22 protein-coding genes are annotated in these 25,132 nt (G+C 72.8%); 9 read left to right on the top strand and 13 right to left on the bottom strand.

Annotation, left to right across the window (positions count from 1 at the left end):
* The 6 genes from FRCN3DRAFT_RS0203060 to soxR form a co-directional block, all read right to left on the bottom strand.
* On the bottom strand, nucleotides 1–1,098 hold the full coding sequence (locus tag FRCN3DRAFT_RS0203060) for an NADH-quinone oxidoreductase subunit B family protein (RefSeq protein WP_007516727.1): 1,098 nt from the start codon (nucleotides 1,096–1,098) through the stop codon (nucleotides 1–3).
* On the bottom strand, nucleotides 1,095–1,790 hold the full coding sequence (locus FRCN3DRAFT_RS42370; RefSeq protein WP_007516729.1) for a hydrogenase maturation protease: 696 nt from the start codon (nucleotides 1,788–1,790) through the stop codon (nucleotides 1,095–1,097). Before FRCN3DRAFT_RS42370 ends, FRCN3DRAFT_RS0203060 begins: the two co-directional genes overlap by 4 nt.
* On the bottom strand, nucleotides 1,787–3,457 hold the full coding sequence (locus FRCN3DRAFT_RS0203050) for a hypothetical protein (RefSeq protein ID WP_007516730.1): 1,671 nt from the start codon (nucleotides 3,455–3,457) through the stop codon (nucleotides 1,787–1,789). Before FRCN3DRAFT_RS0203050 ends, FRCN3DRAFT_RS42370 begins: the two co-directional genes overlap by 4 nt.
* Nucleotides 3,458–3,478: 21 nt before the next feature.
* Nucleotides 3,479–4,411, bottom strand: a complete 933-nt coding sequence (gene hypB / locus FRCN3DRAFT_RS42365; protein WP_232793900.1) for a hydrogenase nickel incorporation protein HypB — start codon at nucleotides 4,409–4,411, stop codon at nucleotides 3,479–3,481.
* 30 nt (nucleotides 4,412–4,441) lie between these two features.
* Nucleotides 4,442–4,798 carry a hydrogenase maturation nickel metallochaperone HypA/HybF gene (locus tag FRCN3DRAFT_RS0203040; protein WP_007516734.1) on the bottom strand — a complete coding sequence of 119 codons (357 nt, stop codon included), beginning with the start codon at nucleotides 4,796–4,798 and terminating at the stop codon, nucleotides 4,442–4,444.
* A 251-nt stretch (nucleotides 4,799–5,049) separates the two neighbouring features.
* Nucleotides 5,050–5,550 carry a redox-sensitive transcriptional activator SoxR gene (gene soxR / locus FRCN3DRAFT_RS0203035; RefSeq protein ID WP_007516736.1) on the bottom strand — a complete coding sequence of 167 codons (501 nt, stop codon included), beginning with the start codon at nucleotides 5,548–5,550 and terminating at the stop codon, nucleotides 5,050–5,052.
* 102 nt (nucleotides 5,551–5,652) lie between these two features.
* On the opposite strand from soxR, the gene FRCN3DRAFT_RS0203030 reads away from it, so the two are divergent.
* Nucleotides 5,653–6,504, top strand: coding sequence for an SDR family NAD(P)-dependent oxidoreductase (locus tag FRCN3DRAFT_RS0203030; RefSeq protein ID WP_007516738.1), 852 nt, complete (start codon nucleotides 5,653–5,655; stop codon nucleotides 6,502–6,504).
* Entirely contained in the window at nucleotides 6,501–7,574 is a 1,074-nt protein-coding gene (locus FRCN3DRAFT_RS0203025; protein WP_007516739.1) for an S-adenosylmethionine:tRNA ribosyltransferase-isomerase, read from the top strand. Before FRCN3DRAFT_RS0203030 ends, FRCN3DRAFT_RS0203025 begins: the two co-directional genes overlap by 4 nt.
* Nucleotides 7,575–7,629: 55 nt before the next feature.
* On the opposite strand, the gene FRCN3DRAFT_RS0203020 is transcribed toward FRCN3DRAFT_RS0203025, so the two are convergent.
* A complete protein-coding gene (locus tag FRCN3DRAFT_RS0203020) occupies nucleotides 7,630–8,442 on the bottom strand; it encodes a GNAT family N-acetyltransferase (protein WP_027140194.1) in 813 nt (270 codons plus the stop codon).
* 41 nt (nucleotides 8,443–8,483) lie between these two features.
* Nucleotides 8,484–9,782 carry a wax ester/triacylglycerol synthase domain-containing protein gene (locus FRCN3DRAFT_RS0203015; protein WP_232793899.1) on the bottom strand — a complete coding sequence of 433 codons (1,299 nt, stop codon included), beginning with the start codon at nucleotides 9,780–9,782 and terminating at the stop codon, nucleotides 8,484–8,486.
* A gap of 669 nt (nucleotides 9,783–10,451) precedes the next feature.
* Between FRCN3DRAFT_RS0203015 and FRCN3DRAFT_RS0203010 the strand changes: the two genes are divergently transcribed.
* The 4 genes from FRCN3DRAFT_RS0203010 to FRCN3DRAFT_RS0202995 all read left to right on the top strand — a co-directional run bounded on the left by FRCN3DRAFT_RS0203010 (nucleotide 10,452) and on the right by FRCN3DRAFT_RS0202995 (nucleotide 14,674).
* Entirely contained in the window at nucleotides 10,452–10,901 is a 450-nt protein-coding gene (locus FRCN3DRAFT_RS0203010) for a serine O-acetyltransferase (protein ID WP_232793898.1), read from the top strand.
* Complete coding sequence (locus FRCN3DRAFT_RS42360) at nucleotides 10,898–12,844, top strand: HAD-IIIC family phosphatase (protein WP_007516746.1); 1,947 nt, start codon at nucleotides 10,898–10,900, stop codon at nucleotides 12,842–12,844. The genes FRCN3DRAFT_RS0203010 and FRCN3DRAFT_RS42360 overlap by 4 nt, the downstream gene beginning before the upstream one ends.
* A gap of 2 nt (nucleotides 12,845–12,846) precedes the next feature.
* Entirely contained in the window at nucleotides 12,847–13,080 is a 234-nt protein-coding gene (locus tag FRCN3DRAFT_RS0203000; RefSeq protein ID WP_007516748.1) for an acyl carrier protein, read from the top strand.
* 268 nt (nucleotides 13,081–13,348) lie between these two features.
* Nucleotides 13,349–14,674: an effector-associated domain EAD1-containing protein gene (locus FRCN3DRAFT_RS0202995; protein WP_007516749.1), complete on the top strand. Its 1,326-nt coding sequence runs from the start codon at nucleotides 13,349–13,351 to the stop codon at nucleotides 14,672–14,674.
* 591 nt (nucleotides 14,675–15,265) lie between these two features.
* Here the strand turns inward: FRCN3DRAFT_RS0202995 and FRCN3DRAFT_RS0202990 are convergent.
* Nucleotides 15,266–15,643, bottom strand: coding sequence for an ArsR/SmtB family transcription factor (locus tag FRCN3DRAFT_RS0202990; RefSeq protein ID WP_007516751.1), 378 nt, complete (start codon nucleotides 15,641–15,643; stop codon nucleotides 15,266–15,268).
* Nucleotides 15,644–16,384: an SRPBCC family protein gene (locus tag FRCN3DRAFT_RS42355; protein WP_007516752.1), complete on the bottom strand. Its 741-nt coding sequence runs from the start codon at nucleotides 16,382–16,384 to the stop codon at nucleotides 15,644–15,646.
* A 144-nt stretch (nucleotides 16,385–16,528) separates the two neighbouring features.
* On the opposite strand from FRCN3DRAFT_RS42355, the gene FRCN3DRAFT_RS0202980 reads away from it, so the two are divergent.
* From FRCN3DRAFT_RS0202980 to FRCN3DRAFT_RS42350, 3 genes are read left to right on the top strand one after another with little or no spacing between them, the layout of a single operon-like run.
* Nucleotides 16,529–17,122: a dimethylamine monooxygenase subunit DmmA family protein gene (locus FRCN3DRAFT_RS0202980; protein ID WP_035925986.1), complete on the top strand. Its 594-nt coding sequence runs from the start codon at nucleotides 16,529–16,531 to the stop codon at nucleotides 17,120–17,122.
* Nucleotides 17,123–17,154: 32 nt separating this feature from the next.
* Nucleotides 17,155–18,126, top strand: coding sequence for a PDR/VanB family oxidoreductase (locus FRCN3DRAFT_RS0202975; RefSeq protein ID WP_035924257.1), 972 nt, complete (start codon nucleotides 17,155–17,157; stop codon nucleotides 18,124–18,126).
* Nucleotides 18,126–19,178 (top strand): heme-dependent oxidative N-demethylase family protein, encoded by a 1,053-nt coding sequence (locus FRCN3DRAFT_RS42350; protein ID WP_007516755.1) that lies wholly within the window; start codon nucleotides 18,126–18,128, stop codon nucleotides 19,176–19,178. Before FRCN3DRAFT_RS0202975 ends, FRCN3DRAFT_RS42350 begins: the two co-directional genes overlap by 1 nt.
* 92 nt (nucleotides 19,179–19,270) lie before the next feature.
* Here FRCN3DRAFT_RS42350 and FRCN3DRAFT_RS0202965 read toward each other — a convergent pair whose 3' ends face one another.
* The 3 genes from FRCN3DRAFT_RS0202965 to FRCN3DRAFT_RS42345 form a co-directional block, all read right to left on the bottom strand.
* A complete protein-coding gene (locus tag FRCN3DRAFT_RS0202965) occupies nucleotides 19,271–20,104 on the bottom strand; it encodes an SAM-dependent methyltransferase (protein WP_007516757.1) in 834 nt (277 codons plus the stop codon).
* Nucleotides 20,105–20,435: 331 nt separating this feature from the next.
* A complete protein-coding gene (locus tag FRCN3DRAFT_RS0202960) occupies nucleotides 20,436–21,989 on the bottom strand; it encodes an acyl-CoA synthetase (protein WP_007516758.1) in 1,554 nt (517 codons plus the stop codon).
* Nucleotides 21,990–22,045: 56 nt separating this feature from the next.
* Nucleotides 22,046–24,748: an AfsR/SARP family transcriptional regulator gene (locus FRCN3DRAFT_RS42345; RefSeq protein WP_131803351.1), complete on the bottom strand. Its 2,703-nt coding sequence runs from the start codon at nucleotides 24,746–24,748 to the stop codon at nucleotides 22,046–22,048.
* Nucleotides 24,749–25,132 lie beyond the last annotated feature (384 nt).

Below are 25,132 nucleotides of genomic sequence, written 5' to 3'. Positions count from 1 at the left end.
TCATCGAATCTGGGATACCCGCCCGTTGGGACGCCAGCGGGGATCGTATCCGCTCGTCAGCTCGGGGCCGTTGTGGCGCCAGCGCGGCTCCTTGTTGACGGTTGTGTTCGTTATTCCTCGCATGCGCCGGATGAAGGCGCCGTACGGCTTGACGAACTTCGTGGACAGGCTGGCGCCGGGCGGCATGTCCATGAACGGCATGAACTTGTCCGGGAATCCCGGCATGGTGCAGCCGATACAGATGCCACCGACGTTCGGGCAGCCGCCGATCCCGCCCATCCAGCCGCGCTTCGGCACGTTGCAGTTGACCACCGGGCCCCAGCAGCCGACCATCACCTGGCATTTCGGCGAGTTGTAGTCCCCGGCGAAGTCGCCCTGCTCGTAGTAGCCGGCCCGGTCGCAGCCCTCGTGCACCGTCTTTCCGAACAGCCACTGCGGGCGCAGCAGCTCGTCCAGCGGTGGGGGCGGCGCCGTGCCGGCCGCGTGGTACAGCAACCAGGTCAGGGTCTCCATGAAGTTGTCCGGCTGGACCGGGCATCCCGGGATGTTCACGATCGGCAGTCCGCCGCTGGACCGGAAGTCCCAGCCGAGGTAGTCGGCCAGGCCCATGCAGCCGGTGGGGTTGCCCGCCATCGCGTGGATGCCGCCGTAAGTGGCGCAGGTGCCGATCGCGACCACCGCCCACGCCTTCGGCGCGAGGTTGTCGATCCACCAGTTCACCGTCAGCGGATCCCCGGTGATCAGATCGTTTCCGAAGGAGGTCCAGTACCCGTCACCGTTGATGTTCTCGTTCGGGACGGAGCCCTCGATCACGAGGACGAACGGGGCGAGGTCGCCGTGCGCGGCCGCCCGGAAGGGGGCGAGGTACTCCTCGCCGCCGAGCGTCGGGGACAGCACCTTGTTGTGGAGGTTCACCGTGGGCAGGCCCGGGATGAGACCCATCACCACGTCCTCGATCGCCGGCTGCGAAGCCGCCGTGACCGAGACGGTGTCGCCGTCGCAGCTCATCCCCTCCGAGATCCAGAGAATGGTCATCTCGTCGAACCCACGCGGCGCCGATGTCGCCGCGGCTCCGCTGGAAGTCGGCGTGGTGGTCATCGCACGTTCCTCCGTTCCCTGGCGTGGGGTTCATGGGCGCGGGCCAGCGCGGCCGCCTCGTCCCGGGCCAGCCGGATGACCAGGCGCGCGGCGGCATCCACCGAAGCCGCGACCGGCTCCGACAGGTCCATGCCCTCGTCGAGCGCGGCCGGCTGGCAGCCGACGACGAGGACGCGGTCGATCTGTCCCCCGAGGGAGCGCAGCAGCGCGAGAACCGCCTCGGGGTGCAGCCCATGGGCGTCGAAGCCCGGTGTGGTCCCGTCGGCACCGGTCCCGCCGGTCCTGGCGGTCTCGCCGGTCTCGGCGGTGGTCAGGTCGGCCTTGGCCGTGCCGGCCGTGCCGGCCGTGCCGGTGTCGCGGGTGGCGCCCGCGGTGTCGACCTCCAGGACCTCGACGGTGCCGGGCGGCTTGCCGAGCGGCGCCGCGTCCACCAGCACGACCGTGCCGTACGAACCGCCGAGAAGGTCATACGCGAGGTGCACACCGCGGATGCCGTAGTCGGCGACGTCCACGCCATCGGGAACCAGCTCGGGCGTTATCTGGCGGACGACCCGGACGCCGAAACCGTCGTCGCGGAGAAAGACGTTGCCTATTCCCGCGACGAGAACCCGGCGCGCGGCGGGCCGGTCGGGGGCGCTGCCCTGGCCCGGCTCCAGGCCGGTGCCCATGGGACGCGTGGGCAGTGTGGTCATCGCTCGGGCCCCACGGCCGGTGCCGTCCCGCCGTCGGCGGGGGAGACGACCTCGACCTCGTCGGGGGCGAAGTAGTAGTGACGCCCGTACCACCGGTGCAGGTCCGCGCCCGGATCGTCGACGAGGATCACGGCGAGGTGCCGCGCGTCGTCGACGTCCAGGAAGACCCCCTCGACGATGGCCTCGCGCCCGTCGAGAAACATGTCCTGCGCGTCGCTGCCCCGCCCGCGCGGCCGCAGCCGGACGCGGGCGCCCCTGGCCACCCGGATGCCGTCGACCAGGACGGCCTCGCGGTCGGGTGACACCGCGGCGTCCGCCTCCGGATCCCACCAGCGCGGCGGAGACGCCTCTCGCGCGGGCGTGGTCGCCGGTTGCCGGCTCGGCGTCACGGCGCCGGCGTCCGTGACCCCGTTGGGGACCTTGTCGGTGACCCCGATGGTGACGTTGTTGGTGACATCGTTGGTGACGCCGACGGCCATGACGTCAGTGCCGGCGACGGAACCCGTGGCCGCCGATACCGGGCGCAGCGACCGGACGGCACCGTGGAGGCGGGCGAAGACGTCGTCGGGGATGAGCTCGACCCGGTCGATGATCTTCGCGGCCCGTGGGTCGGTCGCCCGGGCCTCCTGCTTCTCCTCGTCGGTGAGCGTCATCGTCCGCAGCGAGAGGATCTCGTCGATCTCGGTCGCGTCGAACAGGTCACCCGGGCTCTCCGGCGCCACTGCCGGACGGTCGTACAGGATGATCGGCGCCGACAGGACGACGTCGTCGGCGTCGGCCGCGCCCGCCAGCACCGGGAACGTGTGCAGGTTCTCGCACGCCCGGGTGGCCCGCGCCGCCCAGGCGGGGGGATCAAGCGCGGACAGGAACTTCCCGCCCCGCACGCCGAGCAGGGAATGCGTGGCGAGCATCGCGCGGCTCAGCGCCTCCTGGCGGGAGGCCCGCGTGGCCAGGTCCGTCGCGGTGTTCTCGGTTTCGACGCGCAGCAGCCACGCCGGGAACGGCGTCTCGGCGGCCTGCGCGGACAAGGACACCACCGCGGACACCGGCTGCTGGGTGCGCACGATTCTGATGTCGCCCTCGACCGGCTCGACCGACTCGGCGGCCGGGAAGAACACCTGGCGCTGGCACGGTCCGGCGATCACCTCGGACAGCTCGACCGCGATGTCGATCTCCCGCTCGACGGCCTCGTCGAAGGTGAGGTACCGCTCGCCACCACTGGACGCCGCGTCGACCTCGACGAACGGGGCCTCGGCGGACTGGGCACGCTCGTCCCGTTGCTGTACCGAGCGTTGCTGTACCGAGCGGCGCTGCAACTGCAGGAAACGCAGGCGGATGTGGATGACCGCGCTCGGGGGCGCCTCGACCAGGCATTCGGTCCGCTGCCGCCACGCGTCCGACGACCCCGCCACGGTGGCGGTGGGGAGACAGTTCGCCTCGACCCATGGCCTGGGCGCGAGGACACCGAACTGCCAGCGCACCCGGTTCTTTCCCGACGAACGCCGGTAGGGATAGAGCAGGTAGCCCTCATACAGCACCGCGTCGGCGACCGCTCGCGCCGCCGCGAACCCCGGCGGCGGTGGTCCCAGCTCGACCGGCTCGATCGGCTCGGAATGCTCGGAATGCTCGGCTCCCCTCGGCACGCGGCGGCCCTGAGCGATGCGCATATCCACTCCGTTCAGATCCGGTCAGAGCGCGGAGGACTCGACCGGCGCGGACCCCGAAAGGGCGTCCGCCGGGTCGGCCGACGGGTGATGGTGGTGATGCGTCGAGCAGGCCGAGGCCTCGGCCTCGCGGTGGCCGCGCTGGTGGCGAAGCCAGCCGTACCAGGCGGACAGGCCCTCGCCCGTCCGAGCGGAGACCGTCATGACCTCGGCGCGCGGACTGGCGAGGCGAATCCGCCGCTCGCAGGCCGCCACGTCGAAGTCGACATGCGGCAGGAGGTCGCACTTGTTGATGAGAACGAGGTCGGCGGACGCGAACATCCGGGGGTACTTGGCCGGCTTGTCCTCGCCCTCGGTCACGGCCGTCACGACGACGCGGGCGCCCTCGCCGAGGTCGAAGAGCGCGGGGCAGACCAGGTTGCCGACGTTCTCGACGAATATGAGCTGCCCGGGCGTCAGCGGAAGCGCGCGCAGCCCGCGGTCGAACATCTCCGCGTCGAGATGACAGCCGTCGCCCGTGTTTACCTGGACCACCGGGGCGCCGCTGGCCCTGATTCGGTCCGCGTCGAGCACGCCTTCCTGGTCACCCTCGACGACCGCGATCGGCCACTCGACGTTCAGCTCACGGATGGTGCGTTCGAGCAGGGTGGTCTTCCCTGCGCCCGGTGAGCTCATGATATTTACGGCGAGGATGCCCTGATGAGCCAGCCAATGTCGGTTGGAAGCGGCAAGGGTGTCATTCTTCGCGAGTATGCGCTCCTCAAGGGTCACCAGCCGGATGTCGTCCCGATCGCGGCGTACCGGTTCGTTGTCGCGGCGTACCGGATCGACGGGCCCAATGATCCTGGGCTGGGCGTCGCCGTCACACCCGCAGGTCACGCACATCCGTTCCCACACCTCCACCGTGGCGCCAGCTGTGCTCTCGGGACTCTGTCGCCGGGCATGGTCGCCGAGCATGCGAAAAGCCGCGGGGCACGCGAAAGAGGATCATTCTTGCGTGCTCTTTGGCCCGGCCGCCACCTCGACCGACGCGACGGTCAGCTCGTCGCCACCGAGCACCTCCACGTCGGCGCTGCCGCAGCCGCACAGGGGAAACGGGGTGTCGATGACGAAGTCGTCCTGCCCGCAGCTTCGGCAGCGTGCCCGTCCGGGCGGGGTGTCGATATGCAGGCGGGCGCCCTCGACGACGGTGCCAGCGGCGACCAGATCGAAACAGAAGCGGACGGCGTGCGGTGCCACGCCCGATACCTGGCCAATCGTGAGATTGACCGTCAGAACGCGTTGGTTCGGTATCCGGTCGGAAATCATCTCGACAATGCCCTGTGTCACGGCAAGCTCATGCATATGCGGTTCGCCTGCCCACGGGAGACCTCCCGACGACTTCCACCGGCACTATCTTCCTGGCGGCTACCGATAATCCTCCGCGACCGCCACCTCGCCCATACAATTTAGCGGCGGCCACGGGATGTGTCGCGTCGAGACGGTGCGGCGATTCCTGTACCCGCGGGACCGCGGAGGAAGCCCGCCCGGCCTCTCGCGGGAATTTCCTGAACGCCCGGAAAACCTGCGTTGCATCCGGTCGCGAAGGCGGCTGGTCAGGCGCCGGCTGGTCGGGCGCTGTCGGGTGGGGAGCCATGGGGTGGGGAGCCGCGCAGGGCCCGAGGGAGGTAGTTCGCGCCTGGCCCGCGCTGCGCGGTGATGTCGCCGGGGTTGGACACGGCGCAGCGGTCGAGCGACAGGCAGCCGCAGCCGATGCAGGATTCGAGCCCGTCACGCAGTTTGAGCAGGGCGGCGATCTGCTCGTCCAGGCGGGTGCGCCACGACTCGGACACCGACGTCCAGTCCTCGCGGGTCGGGGTGCGGCTTTCCGGCAGTGTCGCCAGGGTCGCCCGGATCTCGTCCAGCGACAGCCCCACGTTCTGCGCGGCGCGGATGAAGGCCAGTCTGCGCAGGACGTGGCGCGGGTAGCGGCGCTGGTTCCCGGCCGTGCGGGTCGTCTCGAGCAGCCCCTGGGACTCGTAGTAACGCAGCGCCGAGGCGGGGAGGCCGCTGCGCGCGGACGTCTCCCCGACGGTCAGCAGATCAGTTGCCCGCACTCCGCACTCTCCCTTGCCGCCCGGCAACGCTCCGGCCCACCCGCCGGGTCGGGCGCGCTCGACCCTTGACTTGAAGTTAACTTTAACTATGACGATCGCCGCATGACCACTGATCCTGTTGCACTGATCACCGGCGGGTCGCGGGGACTGGGGCTCGCCCTGGCTCGTGCCCTCGCCGAACGCGGCTGGCGGGTCGTCGTTGACGGCCGCGACGCCGCGCGCCTCGCGGAGGCGGTGGCGTCGACGCCCGCCGTCGCGCCGACGCCCTCCGTGCCGGGGAAGGCCGCTGGCGGCGTGAGGCTCCGTCAGCCTGACGACCCCTGCGACCGGGTCGTCGCGGTCGCCGGCGACGTCACCGACGCGGCGCACCGGCGGGGGCTCGTCGACGCGGTGACGAGCGTCGGCCGACTGGACCTCGTCGTCGCCAATGCCAGCGAGCTCGGCCCGAGCCCGCTGCCCGCGCTCGCCGACGCACCCCTCGACGCCGTCCGCGCCGTCTATGAGACGAACGTCATCGCGCCGCTGGCGCTGGTCCAGCTGGTACTGCCGCTGCTGCGCGAAAGCGGCGGGACGCTGCTCACGATCAGCTCGGACGCCGCTGTCGAGGCCTACCCGCGCTGGGGCGTGTACGGGCCGTCGAAGGCCGCCCTCGACCACCTCGCCGCCGTCCTCGGCGCCGAGGAGCCGGAGGTGAGCGTGTACGCGGTCGACCCGGGGGACATGCGGACCGAGATGCACCAGCGGGCGTTCCCCGACGAGGACATCTCCGACCGGCCGCCGCCCGAGCAGGTGGCACCGGCGATCCTGCGGCTGATCGAGGCGCGCCCGGCCAGCGGCCGCTATCGCGCGGCCGACCTCGCGGTCGATCCCAGGGGTGATCTCAGGGCTGACGTGGCGGCCGATCTCGCCGCCGGCCGCCCAGCCGACCTCCGGGCGGCGGAGGCCGTTCGATGAGCGCCGTCGCGTTCGATCTGCCGACGGGCCTGGAGGCATCCGCGCCGCCCGAGCGGCGCGACGGCGTCCGTCTCCTCGTCGCGCGTCCGAACGGCATCCGCCATGCCCGCTTCGCCGAGCTCGGCGAGCACCTGGCGCCCAGCGACCTGGTCGTCGTCAACACCTCCGCGATGCTTCCGGCCGCCGTGAGCGGCTCCCGCCACAGCCTTGGAGCCGTGGCCGTGGCCGGAGCTGGGACCGTGGCCGGAGCTGGGGCCGGGGACGGCGCGGTCGTCGTCCACTTCGCGACGGCGCTCGACGACGGCGACTGGGTGGTCGAGGTCCGGGCGGCGGACCCGGCCGCGGCGGGACCGGTCGGCGACCTGCGGCCCGGGGAACGGATCGCGCTGCCTTACGGCGTCTGGCTGACGGTCCACGCGCCGCGTCCCGCCGGCCAGGACCGGCTGTGGCGGGCGAGCGTGCCGGTCGACGGCGGTGTCGTGCCGTACCTGCGGCATGTCGGCCGGCCGATCCGTTACGCGTACGTGCTCGCCCCCCAGCCGATGGACGCCTATCGCACGGTGTTCGGCCGCGACCCGGGCAGTGCCGAGATGCCGAGCGCCGGGCGCCCGTTCTCGACGGACCTGGTGACCGACCTGGTCACCCGTGGCATCGGCGTCGCGCCGGTGTTGCTGCACACCGGTGTCTCCTCGCAGGAGCCCGGCGAGCCGCCGCAGCCGGAACGGTTCCGGGTCGACGCGCACACGGCCCGGCTGGTGAACGCGACGCGTCGGTGGGGCGGGCGGGTGGTCGCGGTCGGCACCACCGCCACCCGCGCCCTCGAGTCAGCCACCGGCCCGGACGGGACGGTGCGGGCCGCCGCCGGCTGGACCGACGTCGTCCTCGGCCCCGACAGGCCGGCCCGCACGGTCACTGGCCTGGTCACCGGGTGGCACGCGCCCGGAGCGTCGCACCTGGACCTGCTCGAGGCCGTCGCCGGCCCCGGTCTCGTCGCCGCAGCCTACCGCGAGGCGCTGCGCGAGCGCTACCTGTGGCACGAGTTCGGCGACAGCTGCCTGCTCCTGCCCTGACCGCGCGGGCCGAGCGCGCCGGCCGGCTCGCGGGCCCGACTCGGCTCGCGGGCGGTCATCCGCCTGGCGGGCGTTGGAGCTGGACCTGCCGCTCGGTGTCGACGAAGCCGAGCGCGCGGTAGACGCGGATGGCCTCGTCATCGGGATCGGCGACGATGACCAGCGTGCGCGCGCCGAGCTCGCGCTCACCCCGCTGCCCGAGGCCGTACTGCCCGAGGCCGTGGACGACAGCCGAGGCCAGGCCGCCGCGGCGATGGCCAGGGTGGGTCTCGACGTTCTGGAAACGGGCCAGCCCGCCCCCGTCGCTGACCAGGCCCGCGCCGGACCTCAGCTGACCGTCGACGAAGGCGCCGAACCAGACGCCGCCGCCCGCCTCGCAGAGCCGGCGCTCCTCGGCGACCGTCCTCGCGATGAACAGCCGTTCCTCGGCCGACGGTTCCTCGTCGCTGTGACAGGCGGCCCGCAGGCGGGCCGCCTGTGCCCAGTCGTCGTCACCGGCCAGCGGCCGGATCGTGGCAGCCGCCGGCGGGCGGGCCGGCGGTGTCAGCCGGGTGGCGGTCAGGACCGAGGTCACCTCCACCGTCACCCCGAGGCGGGCGAGCTCGGACTCGTCGCCGGCCTCGCCGTCGGCGCCGTCCACGCCCAGGGCGAGATGGGGGGCCCGCGGAAACGCGTCGGCGAACGCGACCGCCCACCGGTCCGCGTCGCCGCGGCGCACCGGGCCGTCGACCAGGATGAAGTTCCCCCACCAGAAGTCGGGATTGGTAGGGGTGCGGACGACCAGGTGGGACGCGTGCTCGGCGATGAGGGAGCCCGTCAGTCTCCGCACCATCAGGTCGGTCCGGAACCCGAGCGAGATCACCTTCACCGCCCGATCATAGGACCGCCTACGGACGGAACCCAGTGGCGTCAGGTGGTGGCCGTGGCGGATGCCTCGGCGGCCGCGGCCGCGGCCGCGGCCGCGGGCTGGGCCGGGACGGCGGTGAGACCGGCGGTCCGTTCCAGGCGGTCGAGCTCGGTGAGCCAGAGGCCGACCAGCCGGGCGCCGTCCGGCACGTTGCCGTTGACCGCGACGGACAGCGAGGCCGTGGGCCCGAGGACGCCCAGCATGACGAACAGGCGCTGTCCCGGAAGGAGAACCGGGATCGGCGTCCCCGCGGTGACCGGGCAGCCCGCCACGGCCATCGGACCGGCCAGGACGCCGACGTTCGACGTCGTCACGGGCACCCTTCGGGAATCCATTCCCATCGCCACCGCCCTGGACCCGAAACGGGCCGGGATCTTCTCGAACCACCAGCGCTCGCCGGCCGCCACGTTCTCGGCGCCGCGGTAGCGCGACGTCTGCCGGCGTACCGTCTCGAAACGGCTCCAGGGCGATATGGGACCGCGGGGCAGAGAAACGCGAGCGCCTACGACATAGTTGCCCAGGCCGCCGAACTCATCTTTGCGGCGGATACTGACCGGCATCAGCGCCCGCACCTCGCGGCGTCCGTCGACCGGCCGCGACCAGGCGTCGAGGGCGCCGGACAACGCGACCAGGAAGACGTCGTTGACGGTGGCGTCGTACGCCCGGCCGAGGGCTCGCAGCCGCTCGACGTTCGTCGTCGCCCAGTACAGGTTGTGAGCTTTCGACCATGGCCGCGTCAGCGCCTCCAGGCTGCCGGCCGGCGTCGCCCAGCCGAGGACGCGCCCCAGGGCCACCGCCAGCCCGCGTGGGGTGACCCGCCCGTCGCGTCCCCGGCGCGGCGGCGCGGCGGCGGGCCCTTCGCCGAAGAGCATGCCCAGCACCTGGTGCAGGGCCGCCCCGTCGAGCCAGATATGGCTGGCGCGGAACAGGATGTGGAACTCGTCGGCGCCGGGACCTGGCAGCAGGCAGATCTCCCACGGCGGCGCGTCCAGCGGGATCGGCGCCCGGCAGCGCCACTCGACGAAGGCCCGCAGCTCCGCCTCTCCCGCACCCGCCGACAGGTGGTGCTCCCGGACATGGGTCGATACGTCGTAGCCCGGCTGGGGTGTCCAGGCGGGCCAACCGGCGCGGCCCGCGGCGGCCGTCAGCCTATGCGTCAGGGCCGGGAACCTCCGTGCCCGGTCGAGCACCGCGGCGCGCGCGGCGCCGAGATCGCAGGTGCCCGCGGCCCGCAGCAGATAGGCGACCGCGACCGGCGCGGCGCTGTTTTTCCGCTGATAGCCGAGAAGCGCGCTGTCCATCCTGCTCAGCGGGCTGGACCCCGTTTCGGAAAACTTCTCAGGACGCATCCAAACCCCCCACATCGCAGGGCGCCCGCCCCCCGGTCGGCAATCCGAAAAAAGAGCACGACGACGGGGGAATGACACCTGCCGTACGAACAGACGCGACCATGGAACCGTAGGCCGGCGTAGTCGCCGTTGATTCATCCGTCCGTTCTGCGCAGCGATACCGGAGGTTCGCGGGAAACCATTCCTTGGTTTCCGACCGGGTCTTCCCGCCCCATGGGCGCAATCGGTGCCCCAGGGAGGCCGGGCGTGGCGTCGTGGTCGCCGCCGCCGATGGCCGCGTCGGCGGACCTCTCGGTTGCCCGGCGAGTAGCCAAGCTCACAGCCTGGTCGCACCGCCAGCGGTGCCCGGAGCTGGGCAGGAGGGCAGATGTGGTCTGAGGATGAGGCCACCGGGCCCGGCTTGCGCAGACCCTACTGTTACGTAACTGTATGGTTGGAAAAAAGTGGAGGCGGCGCGGAGGGTCCGGCTGGATGGGCACACAGACAGGTCGCGGCAGGTTCGCCACGGCGGCCGTCGATGGAACCGGCGCATCCGAACCAGGGGCCGCCGCGGAACCGAGCCTTGGGGCACTGATCGGGGAAGACTGGCGCAATCATGGCCGCTCGCTCGTCCATCCCGGCATGCACGCGCTGGTGGTGTACCGGGTGGGCCACTGGCGGCTCACTGCGCCGGCCTGGCTTCGGTCTCCGGTCGGCATCATCTACAAACTCGTCAACGAACTTGTGATCCGTGCCCTGTACGGGGTGGAGATCGCCGACGAGGCGGTCATCGGCCGCCGGGTCCGGATCGGGCATCACCAGGCGGTGCAGATCCCCGCGTTCTGCGTGCTGGGTGACGACTGTCTCATCCGCCACAACGTCACGATCGGGTTCGCCTCCGCCGACGCGTCCCGGCACGCGGTGCCCACCATCGGCGCCCGGGTGGAGATCGGCCCCGGTTCGCACCTGCTCGGCCCCATCACGATCGGGGACGACGTCAGGATCGGGCCGAACTCGATCGTGACCGTCGACGTCCCGGCCGGCGCGACCGTGTTCGCGGCTCCCGCCCGGGTGATGAGGCGGCCCACATGAGCACGAGATGGGACGACGGCCGGGACGCCGGAGCCGGTCCGATGCGCACCGGTCTCGACCGGGCGCGGGCGGCCGAACGGGCGGGTGACGACGCCGGCGCGGTGCGGTGGGCGCTGGTCGCGACCGACGCGGGCGACGACCTGGCCGCCTGGTCGGCGGCCGCCGGTGTCGTGGCACGCTGCCTGCCGAGGGTGGCGCCGCTGGCCCGAACGGCGCGGGTGGCCGTGCTCGGCAGCTACACGACGTCGCAGCTCTCGGCGCTGCTGCCGGTGGCGGCGGCGCGGGCGGGGGTGGCGGTCGAGCTCTACGAGTGTGGCTACGGCCAGTACCGCCAGGAGATCCTCGACCCGTCGAGCGGGCTGTACCGGTTCGGCCCGGACGTCGTCGTCCTCGCGGTGCACGCCGGCGAGGCCCAGCTGCCGGCGATGAGCGAGGACCCGGACGCGGACGTGGCGGCCGAGGCCGCCCGTTGGACGTCGCTGTGGGACCTGCTCGTCGACCGGACCGGGGCCAGGGTCGTGCAGCACCTGTTCGCCGTCCCGCCGGACGTGGCGCTGGGGCACCTGGCCGCGCGCACTCCGGGCTGCCGGGCCACGATGCTCGCCGCGGTGAACGCCGCGCTCGGGCGGGCCACCGGCAGCCGCGTGGCGCTGGTCGACTGCGACCGGCTCGCGGCCGAGGTCGGCAAGCGCCGCTGGTTCGACGCCCGTTACTGGCACCGGGCCAAGCAGGCGGTCTCGCTCGGCTGCGTGCCGCTGCTGGCCCGGCACACCGCCGCGGTGCTCGGCGCCCAGCTCGGCGCCAGCCGCAAGTGCCTGGTGCTCGACCTGGACAACACGCTCTGGGGTGGTGTGCTGGGCGAGGAGGGCCTCGGCGGCATCGCCCTGGGCGACGGCCCCGCCGGCGAGGCGTTCACCGCGTTTCAGGACCACATCCTGGAACTGAAGGCCAAGGGTGTGATCCTCGCGGTCTGCTCGAAGAACAACGACGCCGACGCCCGTGAGGTGTTCGAACGCCACCCCGGCATGCGGCTGCGGCTCGACGACATCGCGATGTTCTCCGCGTCCTGGGCGGACAAGCCGGCGCAGATCCGCCAGATCGCGAGCACGCTCGGCATCGGCCTGGACTCGCTGGTCTTCGTCGACGACAACGCCGCCGAGCGGGAGGTCGTGCGCCAGCTGGTCGGCGAGGTCGACGTGATCGATCTGCCGCCCGACCCACACGGCTACGTGCGGGCGCTGGCGTCCTATCCGTTCTTCGAGACCCCGGCCCTCACCACGGAGGACGCGGACCGCGCCGCCCAGTACCGCGCCCGCGCCCAGGCCGCCCAGCTCGCCGCCGGCGCCACGTCGCTGGAGGACTTCCACCGAAGCCTCGCGATGGTCGCCACCGTCGTCCCGCTCGACGAGGTGACCCTGCCGCGGGTCGCGCAGCTGGTCGTCAAGACCAACCAGTTCAACCTCACCGGCCGGCGCCGAAGCCAGGCCGAGCTCGCCGAGCTCGCCGCCGACCCGGCCACCGCGGTGCTCTGCGTCCGGCTCACCGACCAGTTCGCCGACCACGGCCTGGTCGCCGTCGCGATCGCCCGCCAGGAGCACGACGTACTCGACATCGACACCTGGCTGATGAGCTGCCGAGTGATCGGCCGGACGCTGGAGGACGAGACGGCCGGGCTTCTCATTGCCGAGGCTCGCCGCCGCGGTTGCCGCTACCTGCGTGGGCACTACGTACCCACGGCCAAGAACGGACTGGTCAGCGATTTGTTCAGCCGTCTCGGATTCGCCCCCGCCCCCGCCGAGCCGGCCCCCACCGGGGGCGTTCGTTCGCCCGAACACCAGTCCGGCGCCGTCTCCTGGCTGCTCGCCGTCGACGACGCCGGCAGCCCGCCCGGCCTCATCCAGATCACCCGAACCGACCGGGAACTCGAAGGGAGCACGAGCTGACCATGGACGATCGACTGCAGCAGGTCTTTCGGGAGATCTTCGCTGACGACGCCCTCGTCGTCTCCGACGACACGACCGCCGCCGACATCCCCGCCTGGGACTCGCTGGCGCACATCAATCTCATGTTCGCCGTCGAGAACGAGTTCGAGATCGAGATCCCCGACGATCGGCTCGGCTCCTTCGGCACCGTCGGTGAGCTGCGTCGGTTCCTCGAGGCGCGAGCCGTCGCCCGCTGAGCTGGGCGAGCGGCTGAGCGGCTGAGCTGGGCGAGCACCGCCGAGCGGTGGCCGTCCGGCCCGCGAGAGACCCCTCGTCACAACCCTCGTCTCGCACCCGGTACTCATCGGCCTGAGGAAGGCGCCAACACCTCCGATATAAACGAGCGGGAATGGCCCGCTGGACGGGCGCGAGCCTGGCTTCGGGGAGGTGCGTCCGAGTGCGGCACGGTCCCGACGCAGATCCGCCGGAGGCGCCGCCGACGGCCGGCCACGGGCATTCGCCGGGATGACGGCGCCGGCCGACACGGCGAGTGAGCTGTTTATATCGGGCATCACGTTGATGGCCATCGCGCTGATGCTGGATGGCGTCTCCGTCGTCCTTATGCCGCTGGCCGGCAGGAGGCCACGCAGAGGTGGACGAGCGGCGAGGAGAACGAAGGCCCGGCTGGACTCGGTCGTCACCGCGTTCGAGCGGACGGGCCGATGGCTGCCAGTGGCCGACGTGTCGGCCGCGCTCGCCTGCCGCGACCAGGTCGCCCGCCGGGCGCTCGCCCTCGTGGCCCCCGGGTTCGTCGTCGCGAGCCTTGGCGTCATCGTCGCCGCGACCGGCCAGCTGTGGAGAATGGGACCTTGGCGATCGGCGGCGGAAGAACAGCCAGAACTGAAGCTGGCCGGGCTGATGGTGGGCTACCTCGCCCTGGTCGGGATGTGCCTGCTGGTGCAGCGTCAGATTTACAACTGGAACGCTGACTACTTCGCCGCCTACAGCCTGTTACGTGCCGCCGAGCTCGTCGTGGACCTTGACCGTGCGCGGGTGGCCGCGGATCTGGCGGGGATCGACCAGGTGGCAGTCCGGCGGGAGCTGAGCGGCCAGCTCCGATCGGCGGCCGGATACGTCCGGCGCCTGATCGGAAAGGCTCTTCCGATGCTGGCCGGCAAAGACGAGCTGCGTCTGGTGACCGCGCAGGCGGAAGACATCGCGGCTGGCTTCCGGGGTTGGCAGGTGCTCGCGGTCTCGGGCTCGCCGGACGAGCTCGCGCGGCTGCTCCCGGCACTCGGCGACGCTCTCGCCGCGCTCGTCCAGCACCGTTTCCGGGACCTCCCCCGGATCATCGACGCGCTGGCCGCCGTTCCGCCGGATGACGGGCCGCGAACAGGTCCGTCATCCGGGGGGACGGCGGGAGACCTCGGATACCTCGCGTCTGAGCGGCAAGGACCAGCGACGGTGGGAGAGCCGGGGCTCATTCTTTCCGGCGACGACCGGCATCGGCTGTGTATCACTCTCGCCGAGATATTCCATGAGGCGGCCGAGGCCGGGATGGTGCTCGACTCCATCGACTTTCCCCGTGGGCGGCGACCCAGCTGGCACGGCAGCAACCCCGAGATCTGGTGGAGCCAGGTATTCGACAACCTTGACTCCGGAATCGTCCAGGACGCATATCGTCGCCTGCTCCGGGCGGCGCGCGCCCGTCGCCCGCACAACGCGATGTTCGCCGAGATCGCGCGGCGCCACGGGATGAGCGACGAGCCGCACCGCCAGTCCTTTCCGCCCGCTGACGGGGCCCAGCGGGCGGGGTGGGGAATCTCCCAATGGATCCGGCGGAAGGTGTGACCGACCGCGTCACCCGTACCGAATCGTCCAGGCGAACTGGCCTGGCCTCAGGCGGTAGAAATTGGACCCGATCTTGACCGCTACCTGCGGCAACAGGAACGGACCGAGTCGACAGGTGGCGGGATGCAACTGTATGACTCCGAAACGTGAAGGGTTGTTCGGATGGGATCTCGGCGGGCCTCGCTGCGTTCGAAGCGACCGGTGGTCGCCTGCGCCGTTCATGATCTGGTGGGATCGTCGGAGCTATCGCGCCGAAAATGCCACCAGATCATGAAAGTGGGTGGCGATCCGCAGCTTGTACGCGTTGCTAAACACCCGCCGCGACGGACGCGGCGCCGGATCACCCCGCGGCGACAACCCGCCCCCACGTTCCCGCGACTCTGACTCCACGAACACAACGATCTCCGATCACGCCCCCATGGCCAACCCGCATCCAGCGGGTGTCTCACCCGAGACCGACAGGGAGGGGGTTACCCTCGGTCCGACGGACGGCGACCAGAACCCCTGTGCACGAATCCGTGCACGAGGAGGCTGGTTCGCCGCTGGTCGGCGAAGAGGGCAAGGGCCGGTGCTGAGTGTCCGAGGTGGGCCTCAGGCGGACTCGCTGCGCCGCGCTCCCGACGTCCGAGCCTGGTGGGCGCGGCGGCCGCGGGCGACCTCGGTGGCGAGCGCGTCGAGCGGCTGGGCGAACGGCGCCAGCGGGTCGGCGAGCAGAGCGGCCAGCCAGTCCCGCGCGGCGGCGAGACCGGCCTGGTCGAGGGCGTAGTACCGGTGAGTGCCCTCGGCGCGCACGGTCACCAGCCCGGCCGCGCGCAGCACCTTGAGATGCTGCGAGACGGCGGGCTGCGAGATCGGCGCCCGGGCCCGCAGCGTCGCGACGACCGATCCGACGGGCTGCTCGCCGGTGGCGAGGAGCTCCAGGATCTGCCGGCGGACCGGTTCGCCGAGCGCCTCGAAGACGCCGTCCACCTAGCTCCCGGCGCTCTCGTCCTCGCCCGTCGCGGGCACGGCATCCGCGACCACGGCATCCGGGGCGGCGGCATCCGGGGCGGCGGCATCCGGGGGAACGGCATCGTCGGGGACGACGGTGTAGAAGGTCACGGTGCGCGCGGCGGCCTCATGCGCCGGCCCCGGCTCGTCGCCGTCGCGGACCGCGGCATCGGCCCAGCCCACCGCGCAGCGCCGCACGAACTCGACGCCGTTCGGCGTCGTGGCGAAGGCTGCCCCCTCCGCCGGGTCGACCGGCATTCCGCTGTCGAGGTGCAGGCCGAGACCCATCAGAGCCAGGTCCCAGCCGACGCCGACGGCGCCGGGACCGAACTGCTTCCAGAAGTCGGGGTCTACGGGCGACTCGTGGACCAGCTCGAGGATGGTGCCGGCGCCGGCCGGCGTGAGGGTGACCTCCAGCCAGGACACCAGGCCGCCGAACTCCCAGGTCACGGCGAACGACTCGGGCTCCTCGCAGCGCTCGACGACACCGCCGGCGTTGCCCTCTAGCTGGTAGCGGCCGCCCAGCACCAGATCGCCGCTGACGGGCAGGAACCAGCGGGGGATGCGGTCGACGTCGGTCACGGCGTCCCAGAGATCGGCCTGGTCGGTGCTATACGTCCGACGGGCGACGGCGATCTTCGTAGGCTGGCCGTTCCGGGAGCCGCCGCGGACCTCGCGGGCGACCAGCCCGGCGGCGGCGACGGGATCGATGGTGTTCATGGCTCGACTATATAAGCCACCACTTATTTAATGGCGGGTGGGTAGGACCTGCTCCGACGCGGTCGCGTGGACATCGCGTGGACATCGCCCGAGCGGCTGTCGCCGCCGCTGACGCGCCTCGCGGCGTCGGCCTACTGTTGGTCGGTGCCGAACCTGGCTCATACGAGCGTGCCGCCGTGGGCGCGTCCGGGTGCTCCGGCGTCCTCGCCCGTCGACGCCGTCGCGAACGCCGACGCCGTCGCGAACGCCGACGCCGTCGCGAGCGCCGACGACGGCGGGGGCGCCGCGTACGTCCTGGTCGGCGTGGGCCCGGAGGCGGCGGGCGTACTGGCGTCGTGGTGGGATGAGCTCGCCCCGCGCCCCGGCCGTCCAGACCCGGTGGTGCTGTGCGCCGCCGACGTGGCGACGGCGGGCGAACGGCTCGCGGCGGCCCTGGCCGAGGCGCGGGTCGGCGTCCGGGTGCGGCTGGCTGGTTCCGTCGGTTGCTGCCTCGCCCTGCGGGCGACGGCGATCGCGGCCGGTCTCGAGGACGACGAGCTGTCCGTCGCCCCGACGGGAGCCGGACCGATCGAGGTGGCCTGTGTCCACTGCGGCGGTGTCGCCTCGGTCGAAGCCGCGATCGGCGACGTCGTCGGCTGCCCGGGCTGCGGGCGTGGCCTGGTCATCTACCACCACGTTTCCCGCCGATTGGGCCGCTTCCTGGGATTCCAGGCGGATGCCGGGGCGAGCGCCGAATGACCAGCGCGGGTTCTGGATGAACATCGCGGGCCATGGATGAGCAGCGCAGGCGCCGAATGACCGGCGGCCTGGATCTCGAACTGGTCGTCGTCGCCGTCGACGAGCCGGTGCCGGGAGTCCGGAGCATCCGGCTGGCCGCGCCCGACGGGCGCGAGCTGCCGGGCTTCGTCCCCGGCAGCCACCTCCTGCTGGACTGCGGCGGCCGGGTCAACGCCTACAGCCTCACCTCCGCCGGCCTCGGCCCCAGCGAGTACGCCGTCTCGGTGCTGCTGGTGGCGAACGGCCTCGGCGGATCGCGCTGGATACACGAGCGTCTCGCCCCGGGCGACCGGTTGGCCGCCCGCCTGCCGCGCAGCGCGTTTCCGCCGGTCGCGCGCGCCCGTCGGCACCTGCTGGTCGCGGGTGGCATCGGGGTGACGCCGATCGTCGCGCATCTGCGGGCCGCCCGGCGGCGCGGTCACGACGCGCAGGTCCTCTACGTCCACCGCCCCGGGCGCGGCGCCCACGTCGACGACGTCATCGGGCTCTCCGACGGCCGCGCCGAGCTCTTCACCGACCGCCGGGCGTTCTCCACCCGGGTCGAGGAGGCACTCGCCGACCAGCCGCTGGGAACGCATCTGTACGTCTGCGGCCCCGCCGCGTTGACCGACCAGGTCGTCGCCACCGCGGCTGGACTCGGCTGGCCGGCGTCGCGGATCCATACCGAGCGGTTCGGCGCGGCCGTGCTGGAGCCCGGCGCCTCCTTCGACGTCGTCCTCGCGAGGACCGGCGGGACGCTGACGGTCCCCGGCGGCACCAGCCTGCTCGAGGCGCTCGAGTCCGCCGGCCTCGACGTCGCGAGCCGTTGCCGCCACGGCGTGTGCGGTGAGTGCCGGATCCCGGTCACGGCCGGGCGTCCACTGCACCGCGACCTGTTCCTGTCCGAGGAGGAGAGATCCTCCGGCGCCTGGGTCATGCCCTGCGTCTCCCGGGCAGACGGCTCCCACCTGGAGGTCCCGCTCTGATGGCCGTCCCGGAACCGTCGCCGTCGCCGTCGTCGCCGCCGAGCGTCGCGGAATCGTCGCCGCTGCGCCACGGCTTCCCGTTCCCCTTCACCGACGAGCGTTTCCGGTACAGCACCAACGTCGAGCCCGCCCGCATACCGGTCCACACCGCGGCCGGCCGATGGGGCGCGGCGGTCGTCGACATCGACGGCGAATATCACCGTGAGCTGACCGAGCGCGCCCGGATTCTCGCTCAGGACCCGACACGGCACGCGGTCCCCACGCACATGCGAACGGCGGCGTGGGACGCCACGCTGATCCTGCTGCGCGAGCTGGGCGCGAGCTACCCGGCCGACATGTTCCTCACCCGGACAGGCACCGACCGCTGGCACTGGGAGAACCGCCGGCTCGGCGTCGAGGCCGATCTCGTCTACGGAGAGGACGCGACACTGCCCGGCGGGCCGCTGCGCTGGGTCGCGAACCAGGTTCAGGAGGACGTCGTTCTGCTCGACGAGCGGGCGGGCCAGCTCTGGGTCGACGCCGGCGTCGTGACCTTCGCGGCCGCCTGGAGCTTCGGGTTCGACCTGGGCATGAGTTTTCTGGAGATCCACGGCCCGGTTCCGCGTATCCACGCAGAGGGCGTCATCAGTCGGGCCCAGGAGTTCATCAGGCGACTCCAGCCGCATCAGCCATACCGCCGGACCAACTGGGGGATGACCGTCGGCCGGCGCCTAGACGTCTCCCTCGAGCGCTACCCCGACTGGGCGCCGGACCGGGCGCGGCTACAGCGGGCCGACGACGAGGCATTCGGGCGGCTGCTCCACCTGCGGGTCGAGGTTCAGCACCTAATGCGGCTGCCGGACTCCGGCGCGGTCATGTTCCTCATCCGCACCTACCTGCTCTCGTTCGAGCAGCTCGCGGCCGTCGAGCCCTGGCGTCGCCGTACCGCCGACGTTCTGGCGCACCTGCCGGGCGACGTCGCCGACTACAAGGGCCTCGCCGACTTTCGCGACCGGGCCGTCGCCTGGCTGCGCGCCGCAGGCCCGCCGCCCGCCGCCCTGGCACCGAACTGACCCGGGGCCGAACCGGCCGGGCAGGGACCGTCGGCACGGCCCGGCCAGGGGCCGTCAGCACGGCACGGCCAGGGCGACCGGGGCGCGCAAGATCAGGGCTTTCGGGCCACCCCAGCCAACAGCCAGTCGGTCTGGGGGCTGTCGCCGGCGGGGTGCCACTGCCAGGGCCGGACGACGCCCGGCTCGAGGAGCTCCAGCCCGGCGAAGTAGCTCTGGATCGTGGCGCGCGAGCGGAAGATCATGGGTGAGGTGGCCGCCCTCATGACCGCCGCCGTCCTGGCGACGGCGTCGGCCGGCGGGCCGTCCGACGTCATGTGCGAGAGCAGGAGATACGAGCCTGACGGGACGGCTCCCATGATTTTCGCGACGATGCCCGCCGGGTCCTCGTCGTCCTCGACGAAGTGGAGAACGGCGGCCATGAGAACGCCGACGGGCCGCGAGAAGTCCAGGAGGGCGGCGGTGTCCGGGTGAGTGATGATCGACTCGGGGTCTCGCGTGTCGGCGGTGATGATTGCCGTCGACTTGTCGTCCGCGAGCAAGGCTCGACCATATGCAAGCACGATCGGGTCGTAGTCCACGTAGACCACCCGTGCCCTCGGGTTGACCTCCTGGGCCACCTCGTGCACGTTTCCGGCGGTCGGCAGGCCGGTGCCGATGTCGAGGAACTGGTCGATCCCGGTGTTCGCCAGCCAGCGGGTTCCGCGTTGCAGGAACCGCCGGTTCTCCCTGGGGACATCCACCGCCGCTGTCTCGCCGATCGCGGCGGTGATGGTGGCGACCGCCTGACGGTCGACCTCGAAGTTGTCCTTGCCGCCGAGCAGATAGTCGTATATCCGCGCGGGGGTGGGCCTGTCCGTCTGGATGGCGGAGGCTCCGGGGGGTGGCTGCGGTTCGGGAACCGCCGACCTGAAGTTCCAGCCTGACATCCGCGCCGCCAGTTCGGATCGGCGCCGGTGATTCCGGCGGTTTCGCTGGGTAGGTGCTCGTCGCACCTTAGCGGCGCAAGCGTGTGGAATAAAGGCGGTGGTCGACTGGATTCGCTTCTCCCATCACTATGGGTGAAGATTTCACTAACTGATTTCACTATCTGTATGTCTGTGCTGGTGGCCGTGTTATGGCGGACCGGTCGCCGGCTGGGGCCACGCGGTGGTCTCAACTCAACGCAACTCGCCCCCGCCCCGCGGCGCCCCGCCCCGCGGCGCCCCGCCCCGCGGCGCCTCGCGTCGAGCCGAGGGCGGCGGTCGGTGGGCGCGGTGGTCAGGGGCTGGCGAGGAGCTTCTTCTGGACCTTGCCCATGGCGTTGCGCGGGAGGCCTTCGACGACGCGGACCTCGCGGGGGCGCTTGTGGACCGACAACTGCTCGGCGACGAACGCGGACACGGCGTCCGGGTCGACCGGCGCGGTGCCGTCCCCGACGACGTAGGCGACGATGCGCTGGCCCAGGTCGGCGTCCGCGACGCCGACGACTGCGGCCTCGGTGATCGCGGGATGGGCGAGCAGCGCCGCCTCGACCTCGCCAGCGCCGATCCGGTAGCCGCCGCTCTTGATGAGGTCGACGGAGGTCCGGCCGACGATCCGGTGCCAGCCGTCGGGGCCGATGACTGCCGCGTCGCCGGTCCGGAACCAGCCGTCGGACGTCCAGCTGGCCGCGGTCGCCTCCGCGAGGCCCAGGTAGCCGTCGAACAGGGTCGAGCCACGGACCTGCAGCTCACCGACGGACTCGCCGTCGCGCGGCACGTCCGCCACGCGGCCACCGCCGTCCAGGCCGCGCGGCGCGTCGGCGCCGTCGGTGGTGTTGATGGTGTTGGTGGTGTCGGCGTCATGGGTGGCGTCGGGGATCGGCGCGAGCCGGGTGGTCACCGTGGGCAGCGACAGGCCGACCCAGCCGGGCCTGCGCTCGCCGTCGGCGCGAACCGCCACGGTGATCAGGCTTTCGGTCATCCCGTAGCGCTCGACGGGCACGAGCCCGGTCAGCTCGTGCAGCCGCTGGGCCACTGGGACCGGCAGCGGGGCGCTGCCGGAGACCAGCAGTCGGGCCCGGCCGAGCGCCGCCGCGGCCGCCGGGTCGTCGCAGACCCGTGACCAGACCGTCGGCACGCCGAAGTAGAGGCTTCCGCCGTCCCGCTCCGCGGCCGCGGCGTAGTCCGCGGGGCGCGGCCGGCGGGTGTGAACCAGCGGGCTGCCGACTCGCAGCGCGCCCAGCATCCCGAGAACCAGCCCGTGCACGTGGAACAGCGGCAGTCCGTGGACGAGCACGTCGTCGGGCGTCCACGCCCAGGCGTCGGTGAGCGCGTCCAGGCAGGCGGCGATCGCCCGCCTGGACGTCACGACACCCTTGGGTGCTCCGGTCGTCCCGGATGTGTAGAGGACCATCGCGGTCGAGTCCGGGGCCGGCTCCGGAAAGGCGGTGCCGGACCGGCGGGCGGGGTCGACCGGCACCACCGGCAGCCCGGGGCCGCTGTCGCCCGCGCCCGCCGCGCCGTGCTCGGCGGGCGGTTCGCCGAGCCACAGCTCGGCCTGGGAGTCCGTGAGGATGTGCGCCCGTTCCCGCGGGCCCGCGTCGGCTGGCACCGGCACCACGGCCACCCCGGCGAGCAGGCAGCCGACGATCCCGACGACCGTCGGCAGGCTCGCCGATCCGGGTATCGCCACGACCCGCGCTCCGGCGACCTCGTCGGCGACGGCGGCCGCGGCGGCCCAGAGCTCTTCGCGCCGCAGCGCCTCACCCGCGACGCGCACCGCCGTTCGGTCGGCCAGCCCCCCGGTCGCCGCGACGCTGTCCGCGGTGCCGAGCAGCCGGTGCACGTTCACGCGGATACCTCTTCCCATTCCAGACCCAGTCCGGTTCCATTTCTAGCTCAGCTCAGCTAGCGCCGGTCGCGGTGGCGGTAGCCGGGCAGGAGGGCCTTGACGAGGGCGTTCGTCTCGGGCTCGGTCGGACGGTTCTGGGCACGGCGCCCACGCGGCAGGCCGCCTCCGGGCCGGGACGCCGTCGCGGCTGGCAGCGCCCGGTACATCTCGGCGGCGACGGCCTCGAGGGTGTGACGGTCGCCGCGGGCGGCGACCGTGCGCAGCAGGTCGCGCCAGAGGGACTCGGCGGCCGGGACGGCGCGAAGCCCGGTCCGGCACGCGGCCATCGCGGTCGCGGTGTCGCCCGCCTGCAGGCTGCGTTCGGCCAGGCGGTGGGCGACGTCGACGACCGCCGCGCGCAGGCCGGCCTCGAGCCCGGTCGAGCGCAGCCAGCCATACCTGCCGGCCGGGAGGTCCGCCAGGAGCGGGCCGGTGACCAGGCCCAGTGCCGCCGCGAGCTCCGCGTCGGCCTCGTTGCCGACCGTCGCGATGGCGGTGCCACTGGAGGCTGCCCTCGGTGGCTGGCTCGCCCGATGGGCGTGGGCGGCGAACGCCCACCAGTCGCAGTGGACGTCCTGGCCGAGCCGTAGCCGCCCGTCGGCGCCGGCGACCAGCCGGGGATGGCCGGATGGGCCGGTCCCGAGCCAGTCTCTGGCGCGACCGAGGGAGGCCGCCGTGACGTCGTCGGGAGTGGCCCCGCCCGAGCTCGCGCTCCTGGCGCCCTCCTGCCGGAGCGCGGCCGAGAGCGCCCGCGGGTGTGCGCCGTCCGGATGCAGGGCCAGATAGACGATTAGCTCCGTCAACGGCTCGACCTGGTCGCGTGCCACCGGTCCCGGTGCGTGGACGGCGGGCCGGCCGAGCACCTGGATCTCCGCGTCGCCCGGGCCGGCGAACTCGGCGGGTGGCGTGGCGGCCGCGTAGGGAAGGTGGAGCGGCGACACCGGGCCCGCCGGGGCGGGCCGCGGGCCGGAGTTGGGGAGCCCGGCCACCCGGTGCCGCTGCCCGAGGCCGGGTGGGGCCGTGTCGTCCGGGTCCGGCGGAGCGCGGTGACGGGTCGTGGGAACCAGCACCGACAGCGGCCGCCTGGCTGGCGGCCGGCCGGGGAAGTCCGTCGGCGGGGGAGCGGCGGGGCCGCCCCCGCTGGGTAGCGTGCCCGGTGCGCCGGGCGGCGTCGGGCGGGCCTCGGAGTCGGTATCGGTCGGGCCAACGGTCGTGCCCGGATCGGTCGGCGCCGGCGCCGGCGCCGGCGGGCCGGGCGGTGGCGCGGCGGGGCTGGGACGCGTCGGCGGAGCCAGACCGGCGGGTGGCGCGGCGGGAACTCCCAGGTCTGGGGAGGAAGCGTCGGGTCGGGTGGGGTCGACAGGCGCCTGCTGGGTGGGTGGGCTCTCGTCGGGCACCGTCGGCAGGAACGGTTCCGCGGGCAGGAACGTGGCGGCCGCGGTCCGCGGTCCGCCCCCGGGGGCGACGGGCCTGGGAGGCGCGGCGGGGGCGGCGGGCCTGGTCGGGGCGACAGGCTTGGCCGGTGCGCCGGGCCCGGGAGGTGCGACGGGCTCGGCGGGGGCGGCGAGCCTGGCCGGGGCGATGGGCCTCGCCGGGGCGATGGGCCTGGCAGCGACGGCCGGTCTGGCCGGAGGCGTCCGGTCGCCCGATCGGGTAGGGCCGACGCCGTCTTCGGCGACGCGCTCCCGGCCCCCGATCGGTGGGGGAATCGGCCCGGCCTCGTCGGTCGCGGCCGGCGGGCCGCCCGACGGGTCACCCGGTGGGTCACCGCCCACGGAACGGAACAGGTCGACGAGTACCGCGTGCTGCGCGACAGGCAGAAGCTGCGCCGTGACCTCGATGCCGAGCACTCCCAGCGAGAGCCGGCCGTCCCGGGTGGCGGTGAACACCCAGCGGGCCGCCGCCAGCTCGCCGACGACGATCACGCCGACGGCCTGGCCCCGCCCGCGCGCGAACCGCGCCAGCGCAGCCGCGTCGGCCTCGTCCGGTGTACTGGCCAGCACCAGCAGGTCAGGCGTCCAGAGCGCCTGGGTCCTGGCCTCCTGCCGGCCTCGCAGCACGCCCGCCGCGTCGGAGCCATCCCAGGGCGAACCCGTCGCGCGGGCTCGCACCTCCTCGTGCGCCGCGAGCTCGGCCAGCGCGTCGTCGACGGTCGCGGCCGCGCGCAGCCGGTCCGGCGCGACCGCGGGCGGGTCGTCGGGGAATCCGACCAGGTGGATGCGCAGCTGGTCCGACCACCGGTTGGTGGCCAGTTCGACGGCGATCGACATGGCGATCTCGCGGGCGCGTCCCTCATCACCGCCGATCGCGATGATGCCTGGCGCTCCCTCGATGTCGACGAGAATCCTGGCCCGGTTCCCGTCATGCCCGACGGTCGCCAGGCCGGGGAACGGTGCCGGGACCGCGGGCGGGATCGCCGCGACCGCGGCGGCCGGCAGCCCGTCCGGCGCCTCGGGTAGACGTGCGATCCGCCACGTGCCGGGCGCGCCGGCCTTCCACCACGGCGTGGGCGGCGGGTCGAGCGGCGCCGGCGCCAGGTGCAGGATCAACGCGGCGTCGGTGAGCGTCGCCGCGAACACCGGCGGCAGGGGCCTGCCCTGCGCGGCCAGCTCCGCGGACAGCAGCCGGGTGGCGCGGTCGAGGAAATTCGCGGCCTCGACGTCGGCCGCCAGCCGCAGGGACTCGCCGACCGCGCGGTGCCGGGCCGCCAGCGTCGACATGCCGTGCCTGGTCAGCGCGGCCACCAGACCGGCGGCAAGCAGCGACCGGCCACCCGGCCCTCGGCTTGGCGCCGGCTGGCGCGCGACGGGTTCGGCGCCGCCGCCGGTCGACGGCGGGCCCGGATGGCTCGGCGCCGTCCCATCGTCGGGCCACCGGTCTGGGATGCTCGGCCGCGCCGGCCGGGCATGCCGTCCGTTCCTTCGCCTGCCCACGCCCCCGAAGGCCACTCGCGACTCTCCTTCCCGCCGTCTGATCACCGTGTTCGCCGTCTGATCACTGTGCGTCATCGTGGTGTATGCCGACAAGGGTGTTGTAGCCCGACGACCTGGTACCAGGCAGCCAGTCCTCTACCCAGAACCTTCCGCGAGAAGCTCGGATTTCCC

Origin of the sequence: Pseudofrankia saprophytica (assembly GCF_000235425.2) — a bacterium.
Classification (GTDB): Bacteria; Actinomycetota; Actinomycetes; order Frankiales; family Frankiaceae; genus Pseudofrankia; species Pseudofrankia saprophytica.
The sequence above is the reverse complement of the archived record's forward strand: the minus strand, read 5'-3'. Positions and strand labels throughout refer to the sequence as shown.

Excerpts from the sequence above, each read along its gene's own strand:
- FRCN3DRAFT_RS0203060 (WP_007516727.1), bottom strand. The coding sequence starts at position 1,098 with ATGACCACCACGCCGACTTCCAGCGGAGCCGCGGCGACATCGGCGCCG.
- FRCN3DRAFT_RS42370 (WP_007516729.1), bottom strand. The coding sequence starts at position 1,790 with ATGACCACACTGCCCACGCGTCCCATGGGCACCGGCCTGGAGCCGGGC.
- FRCN3DRAFT_RS0203050 (WP_007516730.1), bottom strand. The coding sequence starts at position 3,457 with ATGCGCATCGCTCAGGGCCGCCGCGTGCCGAGGGGAGCCGAGCATTCC.
- hypB (WP_232793900.1), bottom strand. The coding sequence starts at position 4,411 with ATGCTCGGCGACCATGCCCGGCGACAGAGTCCCGAGAGCACAGCTGGC.
- FRCN3DRAFT_RS0203040 (WP_007516734.1), bottom strand. The coding sequence starts at position 4,798 with ATGCATGAGCTTGCCGTGACACAGGGCATTGTCGAGATGATTTCCGAC.
- FRCN3DRAFT_RS0203030 (WP_007516738.1), top strand. The coding sequence starts at position 5,653 with ATGACCACTGATCCTGTTGCACTGATCACCGGCGGGTCGCGGGGACTG.
- FRCN3DRAFT_RS0203025 (WP_007516739.1), top strand. The coding sequence starts at position 6,501 with ATGAGCGCCGTCGCGTTCGATCTGCCGACGGGCCTGGAGGCATCCGCG.
- FRCN3DRAFT_RS0203015 (WP_232793899.1), bottom strand. The coding sequence starts at position 9,782 with ATGGACAGCGCGCTTCTCGGCTATCAGCGGAAAAACAGCGCCGCGCCG.
- FRCN3DRAFT_RS0203010 (WP_232793898.1), top strand. The coding sequence starts at position 10,452 with ATGCACGCGCTGGTGGTGTACCGGGTGGGCCACTGGCGGCTCACTGCG.
- FRCN3DRAFT_RS42360 (WP_007516746.1), top strand. The coding sequence starts at position 10,898 with ATGAGCACGAGATGGGACGACGGCCGGGACGCCGGAGCCGGTCCGATG.
- FRCN3DRAFT_RS0203000 (WP_007516748.1), top strand. The coding sequence starts at position 12,847 with ATGGACGATCGACTGCAGCAGGTCTTTCGGGAGATCTTCGCTGACGAC.
- FRCN3DRAFT_RS0202995 (WP_007516749.1), top strand. The coding sequence starts at position 13,349 with ATGACGGCGCCGGCCGACACGGCGAGTGAGCTGTTTATATCGGGCATC.
- FRCN3DRAFT_RS42355 (WP_007516752.1), bottom strand. The coding sequence starts at position 16,384 with ATGAACACCATCGATCCCGTCGCCGCCGCCGGGCTGGTCGCCCGCGAG.
- FRCN3DRAFT_RS0202975 (WP_035924257.1), top strand. The coding sequence starts at position 17,155 with ATGGATGAGCAGCGCAGGCGCCGAATGACCGGCGGCCTGGATCTCGAA.
- FRCN3DRAFT_RS42350 (WP_007516755.1), top strand. The coding sequence starts at position 18,126 with ATGGCCGTCCCGGAACCGTCGCCGTCGCCGTCGTCGCCGCCGAGCGTC.
- FRCN3DRAFT_RS0202965 (WP_007516757.1), bottom strand. The coding sequence starts at position 20,104 with ATGTCAGGCTGGAACTTCAGGTCGGCGGTTCCCGAACCGCAGCCACCC.
- FRCN3DRAFT_RS42345 (WP_131803351.1), bottom strand. The coding sequence starts at position 24,748 with ATGTCGACGCTGGCGGCCCGGCACCGCGCGGTCGGCGAGTCCCTGCGG.